This window comes from Micromonospora sp. CNZ322, assembly GCF_007827755.1.
On record NZ_VITD01000017.1, the window covers coordinates 126,564 to 149,148 of the forward strand.

16 protein-coding genes are annotated in these 22,585 nt (G+C 72.2%); 13 read left to right on the plus strand and 3 right to left on the minus strand.

The window, feature by feature from the left end; genetic code table 11:
* Positions 1-62: 62 nt before the first annotated feature.
* The 11 genes from FB453_RS29640 to FB453_RS29685 all read left to right on the plus strand — a co-directional run bounded on the left by FB453_RS29640 (position 63) and on the right by FB453_RS29685 (position 13,090).
* Positions 63-788: a hypothetical protein gene (locus FB453_RS29640; protein ID WP_145795507.1), complete on the plus strand. Its 726-nt coding sequence runs from the start codon at positions 63-65 to the stop codon at positions 786-788.
* Complete coding sequence (locus tag FB453_RS29645) at positions 785-2,398, plus strand: DNA polymerase Y family protein (protein ID WP_112605061.1); 1,614 nt, start codon at positions 785-787, stop codon at positions 2,396-2,398. Before FB453_RS29640 ends, FB453_RS29645 begins: the two co-directional genes overlap by 4 nt.
* Positions 2,399-2,431: 33 nt before the next feature.
* Positions 2,432-5,818 carry an error-prone DNA polymerase gene (locus FB453_RS29650; RefSeq protein ID WP_145795509.1) on the plus strand — a complete coding sequence of 1,129 codons (3,387 nt, stop codon included), beginning with the start codon at positions 2,432-2,434 and terminating at the stop codon, positions 5,816-5,818.
* Between the two features lie 97 nt (positions 5,819-5,915).
* Positions 5,916-7,265: an extracellular solute-binding protein gene (locus FB453_RS29655; protein ID WP_112582764.1), complete on the plus strand. Its 1,350-nt coding sequence runs from the start codon at positions 5,916-5,918 to the stop codon at positions 7,263-7,265.
* Positions 7,266-7,271: 6 nt separating this feature from the next.
* Entirely contained in the window at positions 7,272-8,219 is a 948-nt protein-coding gene (locus FB453_RS29660; protein ID WP_145795511.1) for a carbohydrate ABC transporter permease, read from the plus strand.
* On the plus strand, positions 8,216-8,392 hold the full coding sequence (locus FB453_RS34490) for a hypothetical protein (RefSeq protein ID WP_167362520.1): 177 nt from the start codon (positions 8,216-8,218) through the stop codon (positions 8,390-8,392). The genes FB453_RS29660 and FB453_RS34490 overlap by 4 nt, the downstream gene beginning before the upstream one ends.
* Positions 8,389-9,312, plus strand: a complete 924-nt coding sequence (locus tag FB453_RS29665) for a carbohydrate ABC transporter permease (protein ID WP_112735748.1) — start codon at positions 8,389-8,391, stop codon at positions 9,310-9,312. Before FB453_RS34490 ends, FB453_RS29665 begins: the two co-directional genes overlap by 4 nt.
* A 4-nt stretch (positions 9,313-9,316) precedes the next feature.
* Positions 9,317-10,084 carry a methyltransferase domain-containing protein gene (locus FB453_RS29670; RefSeq protein ID WP_091407658.1) on the plus strand — a complete coding sequence of 256 codons (768 nt, stop codon included), beginning with the start codon at positions 9,317-9,319 and terminating at the stop codon, positions 10,082-10,084.
* Positions 10,081-11,253 (plus strand): alkaline phosphatase family protein, encoded by a 1,173-nt coding sequence (locus FB453_RS29675; protein WP_145795513.1) that lies wholly within the window; start codon positions 10,081-10,083, stop codon positions 11,251-11,253. The genes FB453_RS29670 and FB453_RS29675 overlap by 4 nt, the downstream gene beginning before the upstream one ends.
* A 62-nt stretch (positions 11,254-11,315) precedes the next feature.
* Positions 11,316-12,575 carry a DNA polymerase IV gene (locus FB453_RS29680; protein ID WP_112605076.1) on the plus strand — a complete coding sequence of 420 codons (1,260 nt, stop codon included), beginning with the start codon at positions 11,316-11,318 and terminating at the stop codon, positions 12,573-12,575.
* Between the two features lie 116 nt (positions 12,576-12,691).
* Positions 12,692-13,090 (plus strand): DUF3040 domain-containing protein, encoded by a 399-nt coding sequence (locus FB453_RS29685; protein ID WP_088988398.1) that lies wholly within the window; start codon positions 12,692-12,694, stop codon positions 13,088-13,090.
* Between the two features lie 343 nt (positions 13,091-13,433).
* Here FB453_RS29685 and FB453_RS29690 read toward each other — a convergent pair whose 3' ends face one another.
* The 3 genes from FB453_RS29690 to FB453_RS29700 are packed head-to-tail and all read right to left on the minus strand — an operon-like array spanning position 13,434 to position 18,277.
* Entirely contained in the window at positions 13,434-15,905 is a 2,472-nt protein-coding gene (locus FB453_RS29690) for a transglutaminase TgpA family protein (protein WP_145795515.1), read from the minus strand.
* 16 nt (positions 15,906-15,921) lie between these two features.
* Entirely contained in the window at positions 15,922-17,220 is a 1,299-nt protein-coding gene (locus FB453_RS29695) for a DUF58 domain-containing protein (RefSeq protein ID WP_112582758.1), read from the minus strand.
* A gap of 1 nt (position 17,221) precedes the next feature.
* Entirely contained in the window at positions 17,222-18,277 is a 1,056-nt protein-coding gene (locus FB453_RS29700; protein ID WP_091407670.1) for an AAA family ATPase, read from the minus strand.
* A gap of 273 nt (positions 18,278-18,550) precedes the next feature.
* On the opposite strand from FB453_RS29700, the gene FB453_RS29705 reads away from it, so the two are divergent.
* Together FB453_RS29705 and leuS are read left to right on the plus strand one after the other, a co-directional pair.
* The gene (locus tag FB453_RS29705) at positions 18,551-19,342 is read left to right on the plus strand and encodes a cysteine hydrolase family protein (RefSeq protein ID WP_112582757.1); all 792 of its coding nucleotides are present in this window, start codon (positions 18,551-18,553) and stop codon (positions 19,340-19,342) included.
* A gap of 218 nt (positions 19,343-19,560) precedes the next feature.
* Positions 19,561-22,401 carry a leucine--tRNA ligase gene (leuS, locus tag FB453_RS29710; RefSeq protein ID WP_145795517.1) on the plus strand — a complete coding sequence of 947 codons (2,841 nt, stop codon included), beginning with the start codon at positions 19,561-19,563 and terminating at the stop codon, positions 22,399-22,401.
* Positions 22,402-22,585: the final 184 nt, after the last annotated feature.

Here is a 22,585-nt window from a genome sequence, read left to right on the forward strand (position 1 = left end):
GGCCGGTGGCACGGCGTGCCGGTCCTGATCTGATCCACAGCAACGACGGGGGAGTTGGTCCAATGGCGGGCCGCATGGTGGTCGGTTCCGCCGCACTGGCCGATCTGGTGCGCCCGGCGAGCGCACCCGACCCGGTCGGTGGCCACCGGGTGCTGCCGGTGGTGCCCGAGCTGACCGGTCTGCTGCCCAACCGGGGCCTGCGCCGGGGCAGCACCATCGCGGTCGCCGCCGGCCAGCCCCGCCGCAGCGGTGGCACCTCGCTGATGCTGGCCCTGCTCGCCGAGGCGTCCCGGGCCGGCTCGTGGTGCGCCGTGGTCGGGGTGCCGACGTTCGGCGCGGGCGCGGCGGCTGAGCTGGGCATCGCCCTGGACCGGCTGGCCCTGGTGCCGAACCCCGGCCCCGAGTGGGCCACAGTGGTCGCCGCGCTGATCGACGGGGTGGACGTCGTGGTCACCACCGTGCCGGCCTCGGTCTCCGCCTCGGTCGCCACCCGGTTGGCCGCCCGGGCCCGGCAGCGCGGCAGCGTGCTCGTCCCGTACGGCCGTTGGGACGGCGCGGACGTGACGCTGCAGGTGGTCCGGGGAGTCTGGGAGGGGCTCGGGCTGGGCCGGGGGCGGTTGCGCCGCCGGGAGATCACTGTCTCGGCGCGCGGGCGCGGGGCGGCCGCCCGGCCCAAGGAGATCAAGGTCTGGCTCCCGGGTGACGAGCTGACCCGGATGATCCCTCGTACGCTGCCGTCGCCAGTGGGTCGATCGGCCGTGCCACTCGCCCTGGTCGGTCGGGGGTGACCGGCGCGCCGGCACGCACGCTGCTGCTGTGGTGCCCGGACTGGCCGGTGCTCGCCGCCGAGATCGTCGACGGGGTGCCGGCGACCGGTCCGGTCGCCGTGCTGCACGCCAACCGGGTGGTCGCCTGCTCCGAGCGGGCCCGCGCCGAGGGGGTGCGTCGGGGGCTGCGCAAGCGGGAGGCCCAGGGGCGCTGTCCGCAGCTCACTGTCGTGGAGTACGACCCCGGCCGGGACGCCCGGGCGTTCGAGCCGGTGGTCGCCGCGGTGGAGGAGTTGGTCGCCGGCGTGGAGGTGGTCCGTCCGGGAGCCTGCGCGGTGGCCGCCCGGGGGCCGGGCCGCTACCTCGGCGGTGAGGAGGCGGCCGCCGAGCGGATCATCGAGCACGTGGCGCAGTCGTGCCTGGTGGAGAGCCAGGTCGGCATCGCCGACGGGGTGTTCGCGGCCGGGTTGGCCGCTCGCGCTGGCCGGGTGGTGGCACCGGGCGGGACACCGGAGTTCCTGGCCGGGTTGCCGGTCGAGGCGCTCGGCCGGTCGGCGCTGGCCGACCTGCTGCGCCGGCTGGGGGTACGCACCCTCGGCGACTTCGCCGCACTGCCGGCCGGCGACGTGCTGGCCCGGTTCGGGTTCGACGGTGCGCTGGCCCACCGGCTGGCCGCCGGGCGGGATCACCGCCCACTCGCCGTCCGGCAGCCGCCGGCCGACCTGACGGTGACCGCGGAGCACGACGAGCCGATCGACCGGGTCGACGCGGCGGCGTTCGTGGCCCGGGCGCTGGCCGAGCGGCTGCACGAACGGCTGGCCGGGCATGGGCTGGCCTGCACCCGGCTCGGCATCGAGGCGGTCACCGAGCACGGGCAGGAGCTGCACCGGGTGTGGCGGCACGATGGCCTGCTCACCGCCGCGGCCATCGCCGACCGGGTGCGCTGGCAGCTCGACGGGTGGCTCTCCGGCAGCAACGGCCGCGCCGGTGCCCGACCGGCCCGACCGACGGCCGGCATCATCCGGCTGCGACTGATCCCGGACGGGGTGATCGCCCAGGCCGGTCTGCAGGCCGGCCTCTGGGGGGAGACCGGCGAGGAGCGGGAACGCGCGCACCGGGCGTTGAGCCGGGTGCAGGGCATCCTCGGCCCGGAAGCGGTGGTCACCGCGGTGCTCGGTGGTGGGCGCTCCCCGGCCGACCAGGTGCGACTGGTGCCGTGGGGCGACGAACGCGTCCCCGCCCGTCCTGGCCCGCCGGCCGATGCCGGCGCCGACCCGGCCACCGGCCGGGGTGGAGGCGGGGCTCCGCCGTGGCCGGGCCGGCTGCCGGCGCCCGCGCCGGCGGTGGTGCTGCCCAGTCCGCTCGCGGCGACGGTGCACGACGCCGCCGGTGAGCCGGTGGTGATCAGCGCGCGGTTGGCGGTGAGCGCCCCACCGGCTCGGCTGGTGGTCGGCACCGGCCAGCCGGCGGAGATCGTGGGCTGGGCCGGCCCGTGGCCGGTGGACGAGCGGTGGTGGGCGCCGGTCGAGGCCCGCCGCCGGGCCCGGTTCCAGGTCAGCCTGGCCGACGGTGCCGCCCTGCTGCTGGCCGTGGAGGCCGGGCAGTGGTTGGTGGAGGCGATCTATGACTGAGCCGGTGCTCACCAGGTCGGAGGTGGATGCTCGATGAGCTTCCACAACCCGAAGATGCCCTGGTCGGAGCTGGAGCGGGTGCTCTCGGGGCGGGCCAGTGGCGGCTCCGGCCGGTCGGGCGGTGGGCGTTCGCGCGAGGAGCGGCACCTGCACGTGGTGGACCCGCTCGCCGTGGACGCCGATGGCGGCGACTCCCCGGCCTGGAGCCGCCGTCGCGAGCAGTACCAGCCACCGGAGCTGACCCGCCCCGACGGCGTGGTGCCCTACGCGGAGCTGCACGCGCACACCAACTTCAGCTTCCTCGACGGCGCCAGCCACCCCGAGGAGCTGGCCGAGGAGGCGGCCCGGCTGGGGCTCACCGCGCTCGCCGTCACCGACCACGACGGCTTCTACGGGGTGGTCCGCTTCGCCGAGGCGGCTCGTACGCTGGGCCTGCCGACCATCTTCGGCGCGGAGCTGTCCCTCGGCCTGCCCGGCCCGCAGAACGGCGAGCCCGACCCGCACGGCGCGCACCTGCTGGTGCTCGCGCACGGCCACGAGGGGTACGCCCGGCTGGCCACCACCATCGCCCGCGCCCAGCTACGCGGCGGGGAGAAGGGCCGCCCGGATTACGGGGACCTGGAGGAGGTCGCCGCCGAGCTGCGTGACCATGTGCTGGTGCTGACCGGCTGCCGCAAGGGGCACGTGCCGGGGGCGCTGCTCACCGAGGGGGTGGACGCGGCGGCCCGCGAGTTGGACCGGCTGACCGCGCTCTTCGGCGCGGAGACGGTGGCGGTGGAGCTGACCGACCACGGCCATCCCATCGACGCCGACCGTAACGACGCGCTCGCCGAGCTGGCCGCCGCGGCCGGGGTGCCGACGGTGGCCAGCAACAACGTGCACTACGCCAGCCCCGGCCGGCGTCGGCTGGCCACCACCGTCGCCGCGGTCCGGGCCCGCCGCAGCCTGGACGAGATCGACGGCTGGTTGCCCGCGGCGGCCACCGCCCACCTGCGCAGCGGCGCGGAGATGGCGGCCCGGTTCGCCGCGTACCCGGGTGCGGTGGCGCGGGCCGCCGAGTTCGGCGCCGAGTTGGCCTTCGACCTCCAGCTCGTCGCGCCGCAGCTACCGGCGTACCCGGTGCCGCCGGGGCACACCGAGATGAGCTGGCTGCGAAAGCTGACAGCTGACGGGGCGCACGAGCGCTACGGGCCGCCGCAGGCGCACCCGACGGCGTACGCGCAACTCGACCACGAACTGAACATGATCGAGGAGCTGGGTTTCCCCGGCTACTTTCTGGTGGTCTACGACATCGTCACGTTCTGCCGTGACCAGGACATCTACTGCCAGGGGCGGGGGTCGGCGGCCAACTCGGCGGTCTGCTACGCGTTGCGGATCACCAATGTGGACGCGGTCCGGCATCAACTGCTCTTCGAGCGGTTCCTCGCCCCGGAACGAGACGGCCCACCCGACATCGATGTGGACATCGAGTCCGACCGCCGGGAGGAGGTGATCCAGCACGTCTACACCCGCTACGGCCGGGAGCACGCCGCCCAGGTCGCCAACGTCATCTCCTACCGCCCTCGGTCGGCAGTGCGGGACGTGGCCAAGGCCTTCGGCTACTCGCCGGGGCAGCAGGACGCCTGGAGCAAGCAGATCGACAGGTGGGGCTCGGTCGCCACTGTCGATGTCGAGAACATCCCCGAGCAGGTGGTGGAGTACGCCAACGAGCTGCAGACGTTCCCGCGGCACCTGGGCATCCACTCCGGCGGCATGGTGATCTGCGACCGGCCGGTGATCGAGGTCTGCCCGGTGGAGTGGGGGCGGATGCCCGGGCGCAGCGTCCTGCAATGGGACAAGGACGACTGCGCCGCTGTGGGCCTGGTCAAGTTCGACCTGCTCGGCCTGGGCATGCTCTCCGCCCTGCACTACGGCTACGACATGATCGGGTCCCGGCTCGACCTGGGCGACATGACCCTGGACGACCCGGAGGTCTACGACATGCTCTGCCGGGCCGACTCGGTCGGGGTGTTCCAGGTGGAGAGCCGGGCCCAGATGGCCACCCTGCCCCGACTCAAGCCCCGCGAGTTCTATGACCTCGTGGTCGAGGTGGCGCTGATCCGCCCGGGCCCGATCCAGGGCGGTTCGGTGCACCCGTTCATCCGGCGCAAGAACGGCCAGGAGCCGGTGACCTTCGCGCACCCGCTGATGCGCAACGCCCTGGAGAAGACCCTGGGTGTGCCGCTGTTCCAGGAACAGCTGATGCAGCTCGCCATCGACCTGGCCGGCTTCGACGCGGCCGAGGCAGACCAGTTGCGCCGGGCGATGGGCGCCAAACGCTCGGTCGAACGGATGACCCGGATCGCCGACCGGCTCTACGCCGGGATGGCCGAGCGGGGCATCACCGGTGAGCTGGCCGACGACGTCTACCGCAAACTCACCGCGTTCGCCAGCTACGGCTTCCCGGAGAGCCACGCGATGAGCTTCGCCTACCTGGTCTACGCCAGCTCCTGGCTCAAGCGTTACCACCCGGCGCCGTTCCTGGCCGCGCTGCTCAACGCCCAGCCGATGGGTTTCTACTCGCCGCAGACCCTTGTCGACGACGCCCGCCGGCACGGGGTGGAGGTCCGTCGTCCGGACATCAACGCCAGCGGGGCTCTGGCGGTGCTGGAGTCCACCCCGGAGACCCGGTGGGGCAGCGGGCCCGGGGAGCCGCCGCACGCCTGGGGGCTGGGCGGTCCCGCGGTCCGGCTCGGCCTGTCCAGCGTGCGGACCCTCGGCGCCGACGTGGCCGAACGGATCGAGGCCGAACGGGTCGCCGGTGGGCCGTACCGGGACATGCCGGATGTGGCCCGGCGGCTCGGTCTCACCGCCGCGCAGCTGGAGGCGTTGGCCACCGCGGACGCCTTCGCCTGTTTCGGGCTGACCCGGCGGCAGGCGCTGTGGGCCGCCGGTGCGGCGGCCCAGGACCGGCCGGGTCGGCTGCCCGGCACGGTGACCGGCGCGGCGGCGCCCACGCTGCCCGGAATGGAGGCGGTGGACCGGCTGGTCGCCGACGTGTGGGCCACCGGGTTGTCGCCGGAGAGCCACCCCGCCCGGTTCATCCGGGGTCAGCTCGACGTGCTCGGCGCGGTGCCGATCGCCCGGCTCGGTCGGGTGGAGCCGGGGCAACGAATCCGGGTCGGTGGCATCGTCACCCACCGGCAACGTCCGGCGACCGCGGGCGGGGTCACCTTCCTCAACCTGGAGGACGAGACGGGGATGCTCAACGTCACCTGTTCGCCAGGGTTGTGGCAGCGCTACCGGCGGGTGGCGCGGACCAGCGCCGCGCTGGTGGTCCGAGGGCGGTTGCAGCGGCACGAGGGGGTGACCAACCTGGTCGCCGACCGGCTGGACGCCATCGAGCCACCGGTCAGTCCCGCCTCCCGTGACTTCCGGTGACCTTTCGGCTACCGAAACCTCACGTTTGAGATTCGCGCAATGAGGAGAAGTGCAGGTCACGCGGGCGGTGTGGCCGGCGTGAACTCGGGAGGGACACATGTCACGGATACTGCGGGCGACGGTGTTCGCCGGGGCGCTCACTCTGGCGATCAGCGGCTGCGGGGGAGTCGGCGGCGGCAGTGACGAGGGCGGGGGCACCGCCACCAAGGGCGCACTCAGCACCATGGGTTTCGGCTTCTCCGACGAGATCGCCACCACCCGCATCGAGGCGTTCAAGCGGGACAACCCGGACGTCGAGCTGAAGGTCACCGAGGGCGCGTTCGACGAGCAGCAGTTCCTCTCCGCGGTCGCCTCCGGAAACCCGCCGGACCTGGTCTACATGGACCGCAAGCTGATCGGCACGTACGCCAAGCGGGGCGCCATCCAGCCGCTGACCCAGTGCGTCGACAAGCAGGACATCGACCTGGGGCAGTACCGGCCCGCCGCCCGTGAGCAGGTCACCCTGGACGGCACCGTCTACGGCATCCCGGAGTTCTCCACCGTCCGGGTGGTCTACCTCAACGAGGGGCTGCTCAAGAAGGCCGGACTCACCGCCGATCAGGTCAACCTGGCCGACTGGGCCGCGCTGCCCGCGCTCAACGCCAAGCTGGCCTCGGTCTCCGGTGGTCGGCTCGACCGGATCGGCATCGACCCGAAGATCCCCGAGTTCCTGCCGATGTGGGCCAAGGCCAACGGCGTCGACATGCTCTCCGCCGACGGTCGCGCCGCCAAGCTGGACGATCCCAAGGTGATCGAGGCGTTGACCACCGGGGTCAACCTGATCCAGCAGCAGGGTGGCTGGGGCGCCTTCAAGTCGTTCCGGGACACCTTCGACTTCTTCGGCGCCCAGAACCCGCTGTCGAAGAACCAGATCGTGGCGTGGCCCATGGAGGAGTGGTTCCTCAACCAGGCCGCCAAGAACTCCCCGAACGCCGAGTTGGTGGTCAAGCCGTTCGTGGACCGGCAGGGCAAGCCGCTGACCCAGTCCGCCGGGCAGGCCTGGGTGATCACCAAGGGTGCGAAGAACCCGGACGCCGCGTGCGCGTTCGTCAAGAAGATGACCGCCACCGACACCTGGCTGGCCGCCGCGAAGGCCCGGGTGGATGCGCGCAAGGCCGCCGGTCAGCCGTTCACCGGCGTCTACACCGCCAACGCCGAGGCCGACAAGAAGATCTTCGACGAGCTGTACCAGCCGACCGGCAACAAGCGTTTCGACGACGCGGTGGCGACCATCCGTTCGGTGCAGGACGCCGCGTTCGCGCTGCCCGCCTCGCCGGCCGGCGCCGAGTTCGACAAGGCGTACTACGACGCGGTGAACCGGGTCCTGGCCGGCCAGGAACAGCCGGCGCAGGCGTTGCAGCGAGCGCAGCGGGAGGCCACCGCGGCGCTCGACAAGGCCGCGAAGTAACCCGCGATGGCCACCGTCACCCCTCCCGTCCCGGGCCGGCGGCACCGTACGCCGCTGGCCCGGCGGGAGGCCCGCTGGGCGTACCTCTTCCTGGCGCCCTGGATCGTCGGGTTTCTGATCTTCTACGCCGGGCCGATGCTCGCCAGCCTCTGGTTGAGCTTCACCGAGTACGACGTGATCAACCCACCGGAGTACACCGGGCTGGACAACTACCGGCAGTTGATGAGCGATCCGGCGGTGGCCCGCAGTCTCGGCAACACTGTCTACTACACGGCGCTGCACGTCCCGCTGGTGATGCTCATCTCGCTGGGGCTGGCGCTGCTGCTCAAGCGGGTCGGCCGGTTGCAGGGCTTCTTCCGGACCGTCTTCTACCTGCCGGTGATGACCCCGGCGGTGGCGGTCGGGATCCTGTTCCTGCTGCTGCTCAACACTCAGGACGGCCTGATCAACCGCGCGCTGGGCCTGGTCGGGATCGCGGGTCCGAGTTGGACCACCGACCCGCACTGGGTGATGCCCGGCATCATCCTGATGAGCCTGTGGAGTCTCGGCTCCACTGTGATCATCTACCTGGCCGCGTTGCAGAACGTGCCCCGCGACCTGTACGAGGCGGCGGCCATCGACGGCGCCGGCCCCTGGGCCCGGTTCCGTTCGGTCACCCTGCCGATGATCTCGGGCGCGCTGTTCTTCACGTTGATCGTCAACACGATCGCGTCGCTGCAGATGTTCACCGAGGTCTACACCATGTACTTCGGCAACAGGGAGACCCAGAACACGTTCAACAGCGACGCGGCCAGTTTCTACGTCATCCACCTGTTCCAGGAGGCGTTCCAGTTCCTGCACATGGGCTTCGCCTCGGCGATGGCGTGGCTACTTTTCGTGATCATCTTGATCATCACTCTGATACAGGTGAAACTCAGCAACCGGTTCGTGTACTACGAGGGAGAAGACAAGTGACGGGCATGATGGGCCACAACGGCGTGGCCAACGCGCGACGGACCCGACTGACCAACGGTTGGGTGCCCGAGCAGCACCTTGAGCCGCGCGAGTACCAGATCACCGATGGTCCGGTGGCCAACGCCCGACGGTCTCGGGCGGAGGAGGATCCAGCAGCCGGGGACCAGTCGTGACGACCGCCGTCGAACGGGGCGCCGCCGCACCGGTACCCGGCCTCCAGCCGGGCCGGTCGGCGGCGCGCCGCCCGCCCGCCGAGCCGGCCCGCCGGCCGATCTGGCATCGGGTGTTGTTCGTGGCGGCGCTGGTCGGCGCCGCTGTGCTCTTCATGCTGCCGTTCGTCTGGCTGGTCAGCGCCTCGTTACGCCCCCGCGAGTACGTCTTCGCCCCCGGCTTCCTGCCCGTTCCGTTCGCCCCGGAGAACTACGCCGAGGCGTGGCAGGCCGTGCCGCTGCTGACCTGGTTCGGCAACAGCGTGCTGGTCGGGGTGGCCGCCGCCGCCGCGGTGACCCTCTCCAGCGCCTGGGTGGCGTTCGGCTTCGCCTACTTCCGGTTCCCCGGCCGCAACCTGCTCTTCGGGCTGGTGCTGGCGACAATGATGTTGCCTTTCGCGGTCACCATGATCCCCACGTACCTGATCTGGTCGAACCTGGGATTGACCGACACCCAGGTGCCGCTCTGGGCCGGCAACCTGTTCGGCTCGGCCTTCTACATCTTCCTGCTGCGACAGTTCCTGCTCTCGCTGCCCCGGGAGTACTTCGAGGCCGCCCGGATGGACGGGGCGAGCTACCCGCAGCTGTTCTGGAAGCTGGCCTTTCCGCTGATCCGGCCGGCGCTGCTGGTCGCCTTCGTCTTCGAGTTCAAGGCCAGCTGGACGGATCTGCTCAAGCCGCTCATCTACCTGCGCAACGAGCAGCTGTACACCCTGCCGCGCGGTCTCAAGGTGGTGCTGGACCGGTTCGGTTACGGCGGTGAGCAACAGTGGGAGGTTGTGCTCGCCGGCAGCGTGCTGGCCACCCTCCCGATGATCATCCTGTTCTTCCTGGCACAGCGGCACTTCGTCGAGGGCATCGCCACCACCGGCCGCAAAGGCTGACCGGGTGACTAGGCTCGACCGGGTGGAGCAGACCCGAGGCCGGTTCGCCGAGCCGCCGCTGACACCCCGCACCGCCGTGATCTGGTCGGTGCTCCGCGCCGAGCTGGACCGGCGCGGCGATGCCGAGCTCACAGTGCTGGACGTGGGCGGCGGCACCGGCGGTTTCGCCGTTCCGCTGGCCCGCGCCGGGCATCGGGTCACCGTCGTCGACGCCAGCCCCGACGCGCTCGCCGCGCTCACCCGCCGCGCCGCCGAGGCCGGGGTGGCCGACCGGATCGCCGCCGTGCAGGGCGACGGTGACGCCCTCGCCGGGCTGGTCGAGCCGGCCGGCGTCGACCTGGTGCTCTGCCACGCCGTCCTGGAGGTGGTCGACGACCCGACGCCGGTGGTGACCGCGCTGGCCACCGCGCTGCGCCCGGGTGGCGCGGCCAGTGTGCTGGTGGCCGGCCGGGCCGCCGCCGTGCTGGGCCGCGCGATGAACGGTCACCTGGACGTCGCGACCACCCTGGCCGCCGATCCGGCCGGCACCGCGGGCCCGCGCGACACGCTGCGCCGACGCTACGACGCCCCCGGCGCCGCCGCGCTGCTCGGCGCCGCCGGGCTGGTGGTCGAGGAGATCCACGGGGTACGCGTGCTGGCCGACCTGCTGCCGGCCGCGGTCGCCGACGGGCAGTCCGCCGCTGTGGTCGAGCTGGAACGTGCGCTGGCCGCCCAACCGCCGTACCGGGACCTGGCCGCCCAACTGCACCTGTTCGCCCGCCGGCCGGCATGACCGCCGAGCCCGGTGGCCGGCCGGCGCCGCTGGAGATCCTCGGGCCGGGCCATGGCGGCGGCCGCCTCGCCGACGTGCTGCCCAGCGCGCTGGCCGTGCTCGGGGTGCCCGGCTCGACCGACCCGCTCGGGCTCCGGCCCGCGCTGGCCGGGGTACGTCGGATCGCCGTGCTGCTCGTCGACGGGCTCGGGTGGTACCAGTTGCCGACCGCGGCGCCGTACGCGCCGACTATCGCCGGGCTCGCCGCGACGGTGGCCCGGCCGCTCATCGCCGGTTTCCCGTCCACCACCCCGACCAGCCTGGTGTCACTGGGCACCGGTGTCGCGCCGGGCGCGCACGGCGTGCTCGGCTTCACCGTGCGGGTGCCCGGCACCGATCGGGTGCTCACCCACACCGACTGGGCCGCCGATCCGTCGCCGCTGCGCTGGCAGCCGGTGCCCACCCAGTTGGAGCGGGCCCGCGCCGCCGGGGTGACGACGAGCGTGGTGAGTAGGCCGGAGTTCGGCGGCAGCGGGTTGACATTGGCCGCCAACCGGGGTGGCGACTTCCGGGGCGCCGCCGGCGGGGACGCGGTGGCCACCGCCATGCTGGCCGCGCTGGCCTCCGGGGCCGGGCCCACAGTGGTCTCCGGCTACCACGCCGACCTGGACCGGCACGGCCACGTCAGCGGCGTCGACTCGGCGCCCTGGCGGGAGGCCGCCACCGAGGTGGACGCCCTGGTCGCCCGACTGCTCGACGGGCTGCCGCCGGACGCGGCGCTGCTGGTGACCGCCGACCACGGGCAGCTCGACATCCCTGCCGCGCACCGATTCGACCTGGACACCGATCCGCGACTGCGCGCCGGCGTGCGGCTGGTGGCCGGCGAGGCCCGGGTGCGTTACCTGCACGTCGAGCCGGGCGCTGTCGACGACGTGCGGGCCGCCTGGTCGGAGGTGCTGGGCGCCACGGCCCGGGTACGCACCCGCGACGAGGTGGTGGCCACCGGCTGGTTCGGGCCGGTGCCGGAGGAGCACCTGGGCCGGATCGGCGACGTGGTGGTGATCTGCAATGACACGTACGCGGTCATGGCCAGTCGCACCGAACGGCCGATGGCGTCGAAGTTGGTGGCCTACCACGGGTCGGACACCGCGGCGGAGCTGACCGTGCCGCTGCTGGTCGTCCGGGGGTGACCCGGGGGTGGTTCGGCCCGCTGGCCGATGGTGGTGTCGTACCTCCGGGTTAACCTGCCGGGATGGGCCGCAGTCAGTCGTTGCCCCGGGGCGACGATCCGCGCTTCGGGCCGGACGCCGACGACTCCGCCAGCCCGATCCTGCACGTCGACATGGACGCCTTCTTCGCCGCCGTCGAGGTGCGCCGCCGCCCCGAGCTGCGCGGCCGGCCGGTGATCGTCGGCGGCATCGGCCCGCGCGGGGTGGTCAGCTCGGCCAGCTACGAGGCCCGCCGGTACGGCGTCCGCAGCGCGATGCCGACCAGTCAGGCCCGCGCCCGCTGCCCACACGCGGTCTATCTGCCGCCGGATTTCTCCGCCTACACGGCCGCCTCCCGGGCCGTGATGCAGATCTTCCGGGACGTCACGCCGCTGGTCGAGCCGCTCTCCCTCGACGAGGCGTTCCTCGACGTGACCGGCGCCCGTCGGCTCTTCGGCTCCCCGGCCACCATCGCCCGGCTGATCCGTCGCCGGGTCGCCGATGAGCAGGCGCTGACCTGCTCGGTCGGGGTGGCGCCGACCAAGTTCGTGGCCAAGCTGGGCTCCACCCGGGCCAAGCCGGACGGCCTGCTGGTCGTGCCCCCGGGGCAGGTGCTCGACTTCCTGCACCCGCTGCCGGTGGACGCCCTGTGGGGGGTGGGGGAGCGCGCCGCCGAGGCGCTACGCCGGCTCGGCCTGACCACCGTCGGCGACCTCGCCGAGGCGCCGGTGGGCATGCTCCGCCGAGCAGTCGGCGCCGCCTCGGCGTCGCACCTGCACGAGTTGGCCTGGGGGCGCGACCCGCGCGGGGTCAGCCCCGAGCACGTCGACAAGTCGATCGGCGCCGAGGTGACCTTCGACGTCGACGTGGCAGACCCGTTGGAGATCCGCCGTGCGTTGCTCGCGCTCAGCGCGAAGGTCGGCGTCCGGTTGCGCGGCTCCGAGCAGGTCGGGCGCACCGTCTCACTCAAGGTCCGGCTGGCCGACTTCCGCACCGTCAGCCGGTCTCGCACCCTCGACGTTCCCACCGACACCGCCCGCGAGATGTTCGACACGGTCTGGGCGCTCTACACCGCGTTGGACCCGGGCGAGCGGATCCGACTCGTCGGTGTCCGGGTGGAAGGACTCGCCCCGGCGCAGGGCGCCCCCCGGCAACTCACCCTCGGCGCGCCCGAGCGTGGCTGGCGCGAGGCGGAAGCCGCCGCGGACGCCGCCGCTGCCCGTTTCGGGCGGTCCGTCATAGGTCCGGCCAGTCTGATGGGCGACCGTGATCCCCGTCGAAACGAAAATCCACCCCGCCCATAGGTCGTCCCGCTTTCCGACGCGCGACCCCCCTCGTAGACTTGCGGGTAAGCAGCCGGTTGGCTGCCACGGTCTGTCGGCCCGAGTGGGCCCGACCAACGTGACCGGGGAGGAGTGCCGTGCCGCTCTCGGAGCACGAGCAGCGGCTGTTCGAGCAGATCGAGCGGTCGCTTGCCGAGGACCCCAAATTCGCCTCGGCCGTGCGCGCCAGCGATCCGCGCTTCCATGCGCGGCGTCGCCTGCTCGTCGCCGCCGGCGTCATCATCGCTGGCTTGGCTCTACTGGTCTATGGCGCGGTGATCAAGACTCCACCACTGGCGGTGGCGGGCTTCGTCGTCATGCTGGCGTCGGCCGCGTTCGCGGTGCAGTCGCACCGGCGGGCGCAGTCACCCGACCTGCACGTGGTGGGCGGCACGACGAGTCGTCGTCGTCCCCGCGGTGGCCGATCCGGTCGCCGGTCGTCACTCCTGGACCGCATGGAGGACAGGTGGCGCCAGCGCCCGGAGGGGCACCGCTGAGCCGGTCCCGCCGCTGAGGCGGGCCGTACGCCGCGACGAGCGGTCGCCGGGCACAGCCCCGGCGACCTCCGGCGTATCCGCGCGCCCTTCCACGGCCGCCAGCTCTCCGCAGGGCCACTCTCCGCATGATCGTGCTCGGTCCTGGGTGTAGCGGGATCGTGCGCCAGGTTCCTGGATCAAGCGCAATCTTGGATGGTCGTTGAGCCGCCGCTCCATGCCCGGCCCGGCGTCGCCACCCCCACGCCACCCATGATCACTTGATGGTGTGCAGTCGCGAGAACCTATCGGCAACTACCGGTCATCAAGTGATCATGAGTGGCGGAGTGGGCGGGTCGGGTTTTGGTCAGCGGGCGGCCCGGTCGGCCAGCAGCCGTCGAGGGTTCCATCGCAGCAGTCGGTACCGGGCCTGCCCGGTGAGCGCCACCATCCGGCTGGACCTGTCGGCCATGGTGGTGCGCCAGCGCAGCAGCACCGAGGGCGGCAGCACGGCGGCGAGCAGGCGGGTCCGTCGGTCCGCCCGTGTGGCGAGCGCCGCACGGACCGCGCGTAGCGCCGGCAGCAAGCGCTCACCGGTCAGCGGATCCCGCGCGTAGCGGGCCCGCTCCTCCGCCCGGCCGAGCAGCCGCACCGACCCGATCGCGTCGTCATCGTCGAGGGCGTCCCGGACGAGCCGGTCCGCGGTCGCCCTGGGCGTCTCGGTCGGATCGACCGGGACCCGGAAGTCCACAAGCGTGTCGAGCAGCTCCGCCCAGGCGGCGTGCGCGTCCGCGCGGGCCCGGTTGGCGTCCGCGCTGACCACCACCGGACGTGCCCCCGGCTCGCTGTCGGCGCCGACCCTCGCGGAGGCCATCGCCCCGCCTGCCGCGCGGCCACCCCGTCGGCGGCGCAGAGCCACCCGGCGCAGCGCGGGCACCGCGAGCAGCACCAGCAGGGCCACCAGGCCCGCTGCCCACCACGGCCAGACCGGTGGCTGCTCGTTCGGCGTCGTCCCGCCGAGAGAGAGCCCGTCGTCGGTGTCCCGGTCGGCGTTGTCCGGGCCGGTCGGCTCCGCCGAGGCGCCCGGGTCCGTCGGGGCGCTCGTAGCGCCGGCGCTCGGGCTGGTCTCCTCCGGCGCGTCAGTGTCCGGTGCCCAGGCCGACCGGGTGGAGCCGGGCACCCCGTACGCCGGGGTCGCGTCGAACGGCACCCAACCAGCCCCGTCGAAGTAGACCTCGGTCCAGGCGTGCAGGTTGAGGTTGGTCAGCGTGAAGGTGTCACCGTCGCGCTTGCTGCCATTGGTGAACCCGAACGCCACCCGGGCCGGGATGCCGGCCGAGCGGACCAGCCAGGCCATCGCGGCGGCGTACTGCTGGCAGTAGCCGACCTTGTTGGTCAGAAAGTTGACGATGTCCTGACCGCTGCTGCCGCTCTCGGTGCTCAACCGGTAGCTGAAACCGTTGTCCGCCGAGAAGTGCTGGTAGATCGACAGCACCTTGTCGTAGTCCGTGCGCTTGCCCTGGATCAGCCCCTTGACCAGCTCCTCCACCTCGGGCACCGGCCCGGGGGTGGCGGTCATCTGTCGGCGTACCGGGTGCTCGGTCGGCAGCGGCTTCGCGGTCCGCAACGCCTCGGGCGTGAAGGTCGAGCGGACGTAGTCGAAGGAGTACTTCCGACCGCGGGAGTTCTCCCGGTTGGAGAAGACGACCTGCTGGTTGGCGTCGTAGAGCCAGTTGTCGCTGAGGTCGTCGGCGCGGGTCGGTTCGGCGTACACCGGCATCAGCGACATGCTCAGGCTCTTGGTGACCTCGACGGTCGCCTGGTAGGTGGTCTGCCGCACGCCTGGACCGGCCCGGTCGGCCGGGTTCGGCAGGTCCCGGTTGACCGACCGGCCGCTGGGGTTGCGCGCCTGGAAACCAGCGGGGCGCAGCTCGTCGGCGACCGCGTAGCGAAGGTAGAACGGGCTCTGCTCGGACGTCTTCACCTTGACCAGGTCGGCCACCTGGGACTGGTTGAGCTGGCCGGCGAGCGAGGCGAACAGGTCGATCCGACCCGACGTGCCGCCCGAGCCGGACCCGTTGCCGGTGCCGTTGCCCGGCCCTCGGCTGAGCGAGTCGAGCAGCCCGCCGGTCATGCCCGGCACCGCCAGCGGCAGCACCACCGCCAGGGCCACCCCGACCGCCGCGAGCCGACGGCCGGCGGACGCCAACGGAGAGGCCTCCCACACGTCGACGTCGCGGCCATCACCGGTGAACCGGCGCCCGAAGCGGCGCACCCGGTCGACGTTGTCGGTGACCAGCAGCCAGAGGTAACCGGCGGCGCCCACCACGAACGGCACCGCGGGGACGCTGTCCACGTAAACGGCGACCGGCACCGAGTAGATGGCGAGCATCGGCAGCCCCGCCAGCGCGGGCCGGCGCAGCCCCACGGCCAGTACGTCCACCAGCACGGCGACCCCGCCGACGCCGAGCACGGCGATGAACAGCAGTGGGTCAGTGTCCGGGACCTCGACCCCGTACGAGCGCATGTCCTGCATGGAGCCGGCGAGCAGGTCGCCGAAGTACGCGAGCGTGCCCGGGGTGGGCAGGATCGCGAGCAACTCCTGGCCGCTGGGGAACAACCAGGTCAGGGCGAGCATCAGGCCGGCCAGCATGCCCAGCACCTGACCCCACAGAGGTGCCCGGGCGAGGCGGGTCAGCGCGGCCACCCCGGCCACCACGGCGACCGCGATGATGGACTCGATCAACCATGTCCAGCCCTGGAAGATGGCCGAGAGCGGTGCGGCGGCCAGCAGCGTGGCAGCGGCCGCCACCATGCCGATGTTCCGACTGCTGATCATGAGGGGAACCTTCCGTTCATCGCACACCGCCGGCGACCGTCTCGGCCAGCGCGGCCCGCAGGGCGAACCCCTGGGCGCCCCGACCGACCTGCGGCCACAGCGCCGGCAGCCGGCCGCCGTGGTCGACGCCGACCACCCGCCAGCCACTCTGCAACATGGCGAGGACGGCGGCGGCGTGGGCGTGCTCCGCCTCGGCCCGCGCCTTCTCCGGCAGGCTGAGCCAGGTGGAGCTGTTCAGCAGGAAGCCGACACAGGTGGCGCCGTTGCCCCGCAGCCCGGCCAGCAACTCCGCCTCGGCGACGCTCACAGTGCCGAACAGGCCGATGATCAGACCGCCGTCGGCGCGTTGGCGGACCCGCTGCACGAGGCCGGTGACCTCGGCGCGCTGATCCAGTCGAACCTCCGCGAGGTGGTCGAGCAGCGCGCCGTCCCCGCCGGCCTCCGAGGCGTCCACATCTGCCCCCGAGCCGGTGACCAGGCGCAACTTGTAACCGGCCTGCCGCAGGTGGACGGCGATGCTGGCGGCGGCCGAGACCGACCACTCGAAACTGGCCGTCGGGCCCTCGCCCCGGTGGCCGTACGCCCGGGTGTCCAGGACGACGGTGGCACGGCTCTCCCAGGGTTGCTCCTCGCGGCGCACCATCAGCTCACCGGTGCGGGCCGTGGACTTCCAGTGCACCCGGCGCAGGTCGTCGCCGCGCCGGTACTCCCGGGTCGCCGCGTCGTCCTCGCCGTGCACCGCCACCGAGCGGGCCCGGCTGTCGCCGCTACCCGCGTACTCCCCGGGGAGCCGGACCGACGGCAGCGGCGTGACCTGCGGGATGACCGTCAGGTGGTCGGTGCTGGGGAAGGAGCGGGTGAGTTCACAGAGGCCGAACGGGTCGGTCATCCGGACGACCAGCGGGCCCACGTCGTAGCGGCCCCGCACGTCGGCCCGCACCGTGTACGCCACGGAGCTGGCCTGGTGCGCGCCGAGCCGCTCCAACACCACCCGGGGCCGGCTGCCCAGCGCGTAGGGCAGCCGGTCCTCCAGGAGCAGGGTGCCGGTCGGCAGCCGGGAGAGGTTCTGCAGTCGCAGCACCACCCGGGAGTTGGCGCCGACCGGAACCCGGTGCGGGTCCAGGGAACGGTTGCAGGCCAGCTTGTAGCGGCTCCGCCCGACGTAGGCGGCGGCCAGCAACGGCAGGATGGCCAACAGCACAGCCACCCGGAGCAGGTCCTTCTCGCCGAGGATGCCGGCCGAGATCGCCGCCGCGGCCGCAGCCGCGAGGAAGGACCGCCCGCGGGTGGTCAGCCCGCGTAGCCCGGCACGCACGTCATGGCCTCCGCGGCTCGTAGGGTGCGCGACCGTTGCCGGTGGCGGGGGGCCGGGTGTCGTACGGGTTGCGCTGCCGGTCGTGTGGCAGCGGCAGGCGGTGCACCAGCTCGGAGACGATCGCGTCGGTGGTGCGCCGGGCGAGCTGGGCGTCGGCGGTCGGGATGATCCGGTGGGCGAGCACCGGCACCGCCAGGGCCTGCAGATCGTCGGGCAGGACGTAGTCGCGGCCCTCCAGGGCGGCGACCGCCCGGGCGGTGCGCAACAGTTGCAGGGTCGCCCGGGGGGACGCGCCGAGCCGCAGGTCGGGGGCCTCGCGGGTGGCGGTGACCAGGTCGATCGCGTACTGCTTGACCGCGTCCGCCACGTGCACCTGCCGGACGGTGGCGATCAACTGCCGGACGATGGCCGCGTCGGAGACCGCGCGCAGCTCGTGCAGCGGGTCGGTGGCGCCGTGCCCGTCGAGCATGGCCAGCTCGGCGTTGGAGTCCGGGTAACCCATCGCGATGCGGGCGGTGAACCGGTCGCGCTGCGCCTCCGGCAGCGGGTAGGTCCCCTCCATCTCGATCGGGTTCTGGGTGGCGATCACCATGAACGGGGTCTGGAGCTGGTACGTCACCCCGTCGACGGTGACCTGCCGCTCCTCCATGCACTCCAGCAACGCCGACTGGGTCTTCGGCGAGGCCCGGTTGATCTCGTCGCCGACCACCAGGTTGGCGAACACGGCGCCGGGGCGGAACTCGAAGTCGTGCGTCTCCTGGTTGTAGACGCTGACCCCGGTGACGTCGCTGGGCAGCAGGTCGGGGGTGAACTGGATCCGTCGCACGGTGCAGTCGATGGACCGCGCGAGGGCCTTGGCAAGCTTGGTCTTGCCGACACCCGGGACGTCTTCGATCAGGAGGTGACCCTCGGCGAGCAGGACGGCCAGGGCGAGCCGCACGGTGGCGGTCTTACCCTCGATGACCTGCTCGATGTTGGCCACGATGGCCTCGCTGGCGGCGCGGAACTCGTCGTGCGGCAATAGGCCGCCCACCTCGTCCCAGGTCTGTTGTGTCACGGGCCTCCTCCTCGTCGCCGTCACGGCAGCTCTCTAGAGAGCACCTGGACCCGCCGTTGGGTTCGCGACGTCGAGCCTCGTTTGCCGCAGGAATCTCACTGGTCTCTCAGGCTAACCATGTTTGTCGTTATCGCCGACCCCCGCAGGTAGTCCGCCGCTTACGCACCGGAATATCCGCCCTTCGGGAGATGCGTGACCAGTCCGCACGCGGGTATCCGGTGGCCCGCCCGCATGGCCCACCGGTCAGCGGCAACGTAACCGGGGGAGAACAGCGTGTGGCGGGAGCGGGACATCTACGGGCAGGCCGACGACGGCGGCGTCCGTCTCGGAGGTGGCGTGGCGCAGTGGCGGCTGCACGCCGACCACGTCGACGTGGCGACCGGCGCCGGCGAGCGACGAGCCCGTATCGAGGCCGAGTTGCTGCCTGTCGTGGTGGACCTGGACGCGACCGCCCTGATCCTGCTCGACCTGCAGAACGACTTCTGTTCTCCGGGCGGCTGGACCGACCGCTCCGGCCTGGACCACACGGCCTGCCGGGCGGCGATCCCCGGCGCCGTACGGGCGGTGGAGGCGGCCCGCCAGCTCGGCGTACCGGTGATCTGGGTCTACTGGTACAACCGACCTGACCTGCGCAACCTCGGCGCGCCCACACTCTGGTCGTTCAAGCACCGCCTCGACCAGGCCGGCATCGGGGAGCAGTTGGACCACGGCCCGGTGCTGACCGAGGGATCGTGGGGCGCGACGCTGGTCGACGAGTTGCGGGAGCTGGTGCGTCCGGAGGACGTGCAGGTGGAGAAGTACCGGATGAACGGCTTCCATGCCACCCACCTCGATCAGGTGCTGCGCGCCCAGGGCATCCGCACCCTCCTGTTCGGCGGGGTCAACACCGACCAGTGCGTCAGCACCACGGTCGAGGACGCGTACTTTCGGGACTACGCCACAGTGCTACTGACCGACGCGACAGCCACCTCCAGCCCCGCCTACTGCAAGGACGCCGTGGTATTCAACTCCCAGCAGTGCTGGGGCTTCACCTCCGACACCGCCCGGTTCGCCGCGGCCGCGTGACCGCCTCGCGTCCTGCCTGGCGGCGGTACCTCGTCGCACCGCACGGCGAGGTACACTGCGGGGCATGGCCGGAGTCTTCCTGCTTCTTACCGGGCCGTGCTGATGCGCTGAACCCAGCGACAGCACGGCGGCCCCTCCTGCGCGAGGGGCTTTTTTGTGCCCGCCGCCGGCCCGGCCCGGTGGTGCCGAGACGAAGCGAAGCGAAGCGAGGAGAGACGATGAGTGAGGCAGCCGCACCGGCGGGCGACATTCCCCCGTTCCGGTACACCGCGGCCCTGGCCGACGAGATCGAGATTCGTTGGCAGGACATCTGGGCGCGCGAGGGCACCTTCCACGCACCGAACCCGACCGGCCCGCTGGCCGACCCGACCCACCCACGTGCCGGCGCGGAGAAGCTGTACGTGCTGGACATGTTCCCGTACCCCTCCGGAGCGGGCCTGCACGTCGGCCATCCGCTGGGCTACATCGGCACCGACTGCTACGCCCGCTACCAGCGGATGGCCGGCCGCAACGTGCTGCACGCGATGGGCTTCGACGCGTTCGGCCTGCCCGCCGAGCAGTACGCGGTGCAGACCGGCACCCACCCCCGGACCACCACCGTCGCGAACATCGAGCGGTACAAGGCGCAGCTGCGCCGGCTGGGGCTGGCGCACGACGAGCGCCGCTCGGTGGCCACCATCGACACCGACTTCTACCGCTGGACCCAGTGGATCTTCCTGCAGATCTTCAACTCCTGGTACGACCGCGACGCCGGCCGGGCCCGTCCGATCGCGGAGCTGATCGCCGAGTTCGAGGGCGGTAACCGGCCCACCCCGGACGGCCGCGCCTGGGCCGAGCTGAGCGTCGCCGAGCGCCGCCAGGTCGTCGACGACCACCGCCTGGCGTACGTCTCGCAGGCGCCGGTGAACTGGTGCCCGGGGCTGGGCACCGTGCTGGCCAACGAGGAGGTCACCGCCGACGGCCGTTCCGAGCGGGGCAACTTCCCGGTCTTCAAGCGCAACCTGAAGCAGTGGATGATGCGGATCACCGCGTACGGTGACCGGCTGCTGGACGACCTGGACAGCCTGGACTGGCCCGAGCCGATCAAGCTGATGCAGCGCAACTGGATCGGCCGCTCCACCGGCGCCCACATCGACTTTCCGACCAACGCGGCGCCGGTGCGGGTGTTCACGACCCGCCCGGACACCGTCTTCGGCGCCACCTACATGGTGCTGGCACCCGAGCACGAGCTGGTCGACACGCTGGCGCCGGTCAGCTGGCCGGACGGGACCAGGGACGCGTGGACCGGCGGGCATGCCAGCCCCCGGGAGGCTGTCGAGGCGTACCGCAAGGCGGCAGCCGCCAAGACCGACGTCGAGCGGCAGTCCGACACCAAGGAGAAGACCGGCGTCTTCATCGGCGCGTACGCCACCAACCCGGTCACCGGTGGGCAGATCCCGATCTTCATCGCCGACTACGTGCTGGCCGGCTACGGCACCGGCGCGATCATGGCGGTGCCGGCGCAGGACGAGCGGGACTGGGCGTTCGCCGAGGTCTTCGAGCTGCCCATCGTCCGTACCGTGCAGCCGGCGGAGGGCTTCGACGGCAAGGCGTACACCGGGGACGGCCCGGCGATCAACAGCGCCGCGCCCGAGCGCGGCCTGGACCTGAACGGCCTGGGGGTCGCCGATGCCAAGGCGGCGATCATCGCCTGGCTGGAGGCGAACGGGCACGGCATGGGCGCGGTGACCTACCGGCTGCGCGACTGGCTGTTCTCCCGGCAGCGTTACTGGGGCGAACCGTTCCCGATCGTCTACGACGAGACGGGCGCGGCCATCGCCCTGCCGGAGGAGATGCTGCCGGTCGAGCTGCCGGAGGTGGACGACTTCTCCCCGAAGACGTTCGACGCCGACGACGCCAACAGCAACCCGGAGACCCCGCTGTCGCGGCGGCGCGACTGGGTCGAGGTCGAACTGGACCTGGGTGACGGGCCGAAGCGCTACACCCGGGAAACCAACGTGATGCCGCAGTGGGCCGGCTCCTGCTGGTACGAGCTGCGCTACCTGGACCCGGCCAACAGCGAGCGGTTCGTCGACGCGGAGAACGAGCGGTACTGGATGGGCCCGCGCGCCGACGGTGACTGCGGGGGCACCGACCTGTACGTCGGTGGCGCCGAACACGCCGTGCTGCACCTGCTGTACGCGCGGTTCTGGCACAAGGTGCTGTTCGACCTGGGGCACGTGTCGTCGTTCGAGCCGTTCCGCAAGCTGTTCAACCAGGGCATGATCCAGGCGTACGCGTACACCGACTCGCGCGGCAGCTACGTGCAGGCCGAGGAGGTCTTCGAGCGCGACGGCGCCTACTACCTGGGTGACCTGGCGGTCAACCGCGAGTACGGCAAGATGGGCAAGTCGCTGAAGAACGTGGTGACGCCCGACGACATGTGCGCCGCCTACGGCGCGGACACCTTCCGGGTGTACGAGATGTCGATGGGCCCGCTGGAGGTCTCCCGCCCCTGGGAGACCCGGGCGGTGGTCGGCTCGTACCGGTTCCTGCAGCGGGTGTGGCGGGCCGTCGTCGACGAGCAGACCGGCGCCCTGCGGATCACCGAGGACCCGGCCGACGAGGCGACCCGCCGGCTGCTGCACAAGGTGATCGACGGGGTCCGTGGCGACATGGACGGCATCCGGTTCAACACGGCGATCGCCAAGCTGATCGAGCTGACCAACGGGCTGACCCGACTGTCGGCCACGCCCCGTGAGGTGGCCGAGCCGCTGGTGCTGATGGTGGCGCCGTTCGCCCCGCACGTGGCCGAGGAGCTGTGGCGCAAGCTGGGCCACGACACCTCGCTGACGTACGCGGACTTCCCGACCGCCGACCCGGCGCTGCTGGTGGCCGACACGGTGACCTACCCGGTGCAGGTCAACGGCAAGGTCCGTGGCCGCATCGAGGTCCCCGCCGACGCCTCCGAGGAGAGCGTCCGCGCGGCGGCCCTGGGCGCGGTGGCGGCGACCCTGAACGGCAAGGAACCGCGCAAGGTCATCGTGGTCAAGGGCCGGATGGTCTCGGTCGTCGCCTGACACCCTGTCGATCAGGGCAGCGGGCGGTCCGGCGCGAGCGACACGCACCGTGACGCCCACGGAGGCGGGCACCGCGTTGAGCGTTATGACTCAGAGGCATAAATATGGGTCTTGTGACGTGTCTGTGGGTGGTTGGGCGCGTCGTTTATGGCGCACGCCGTTGTCCTGCCTAGGTTCTGGCTTG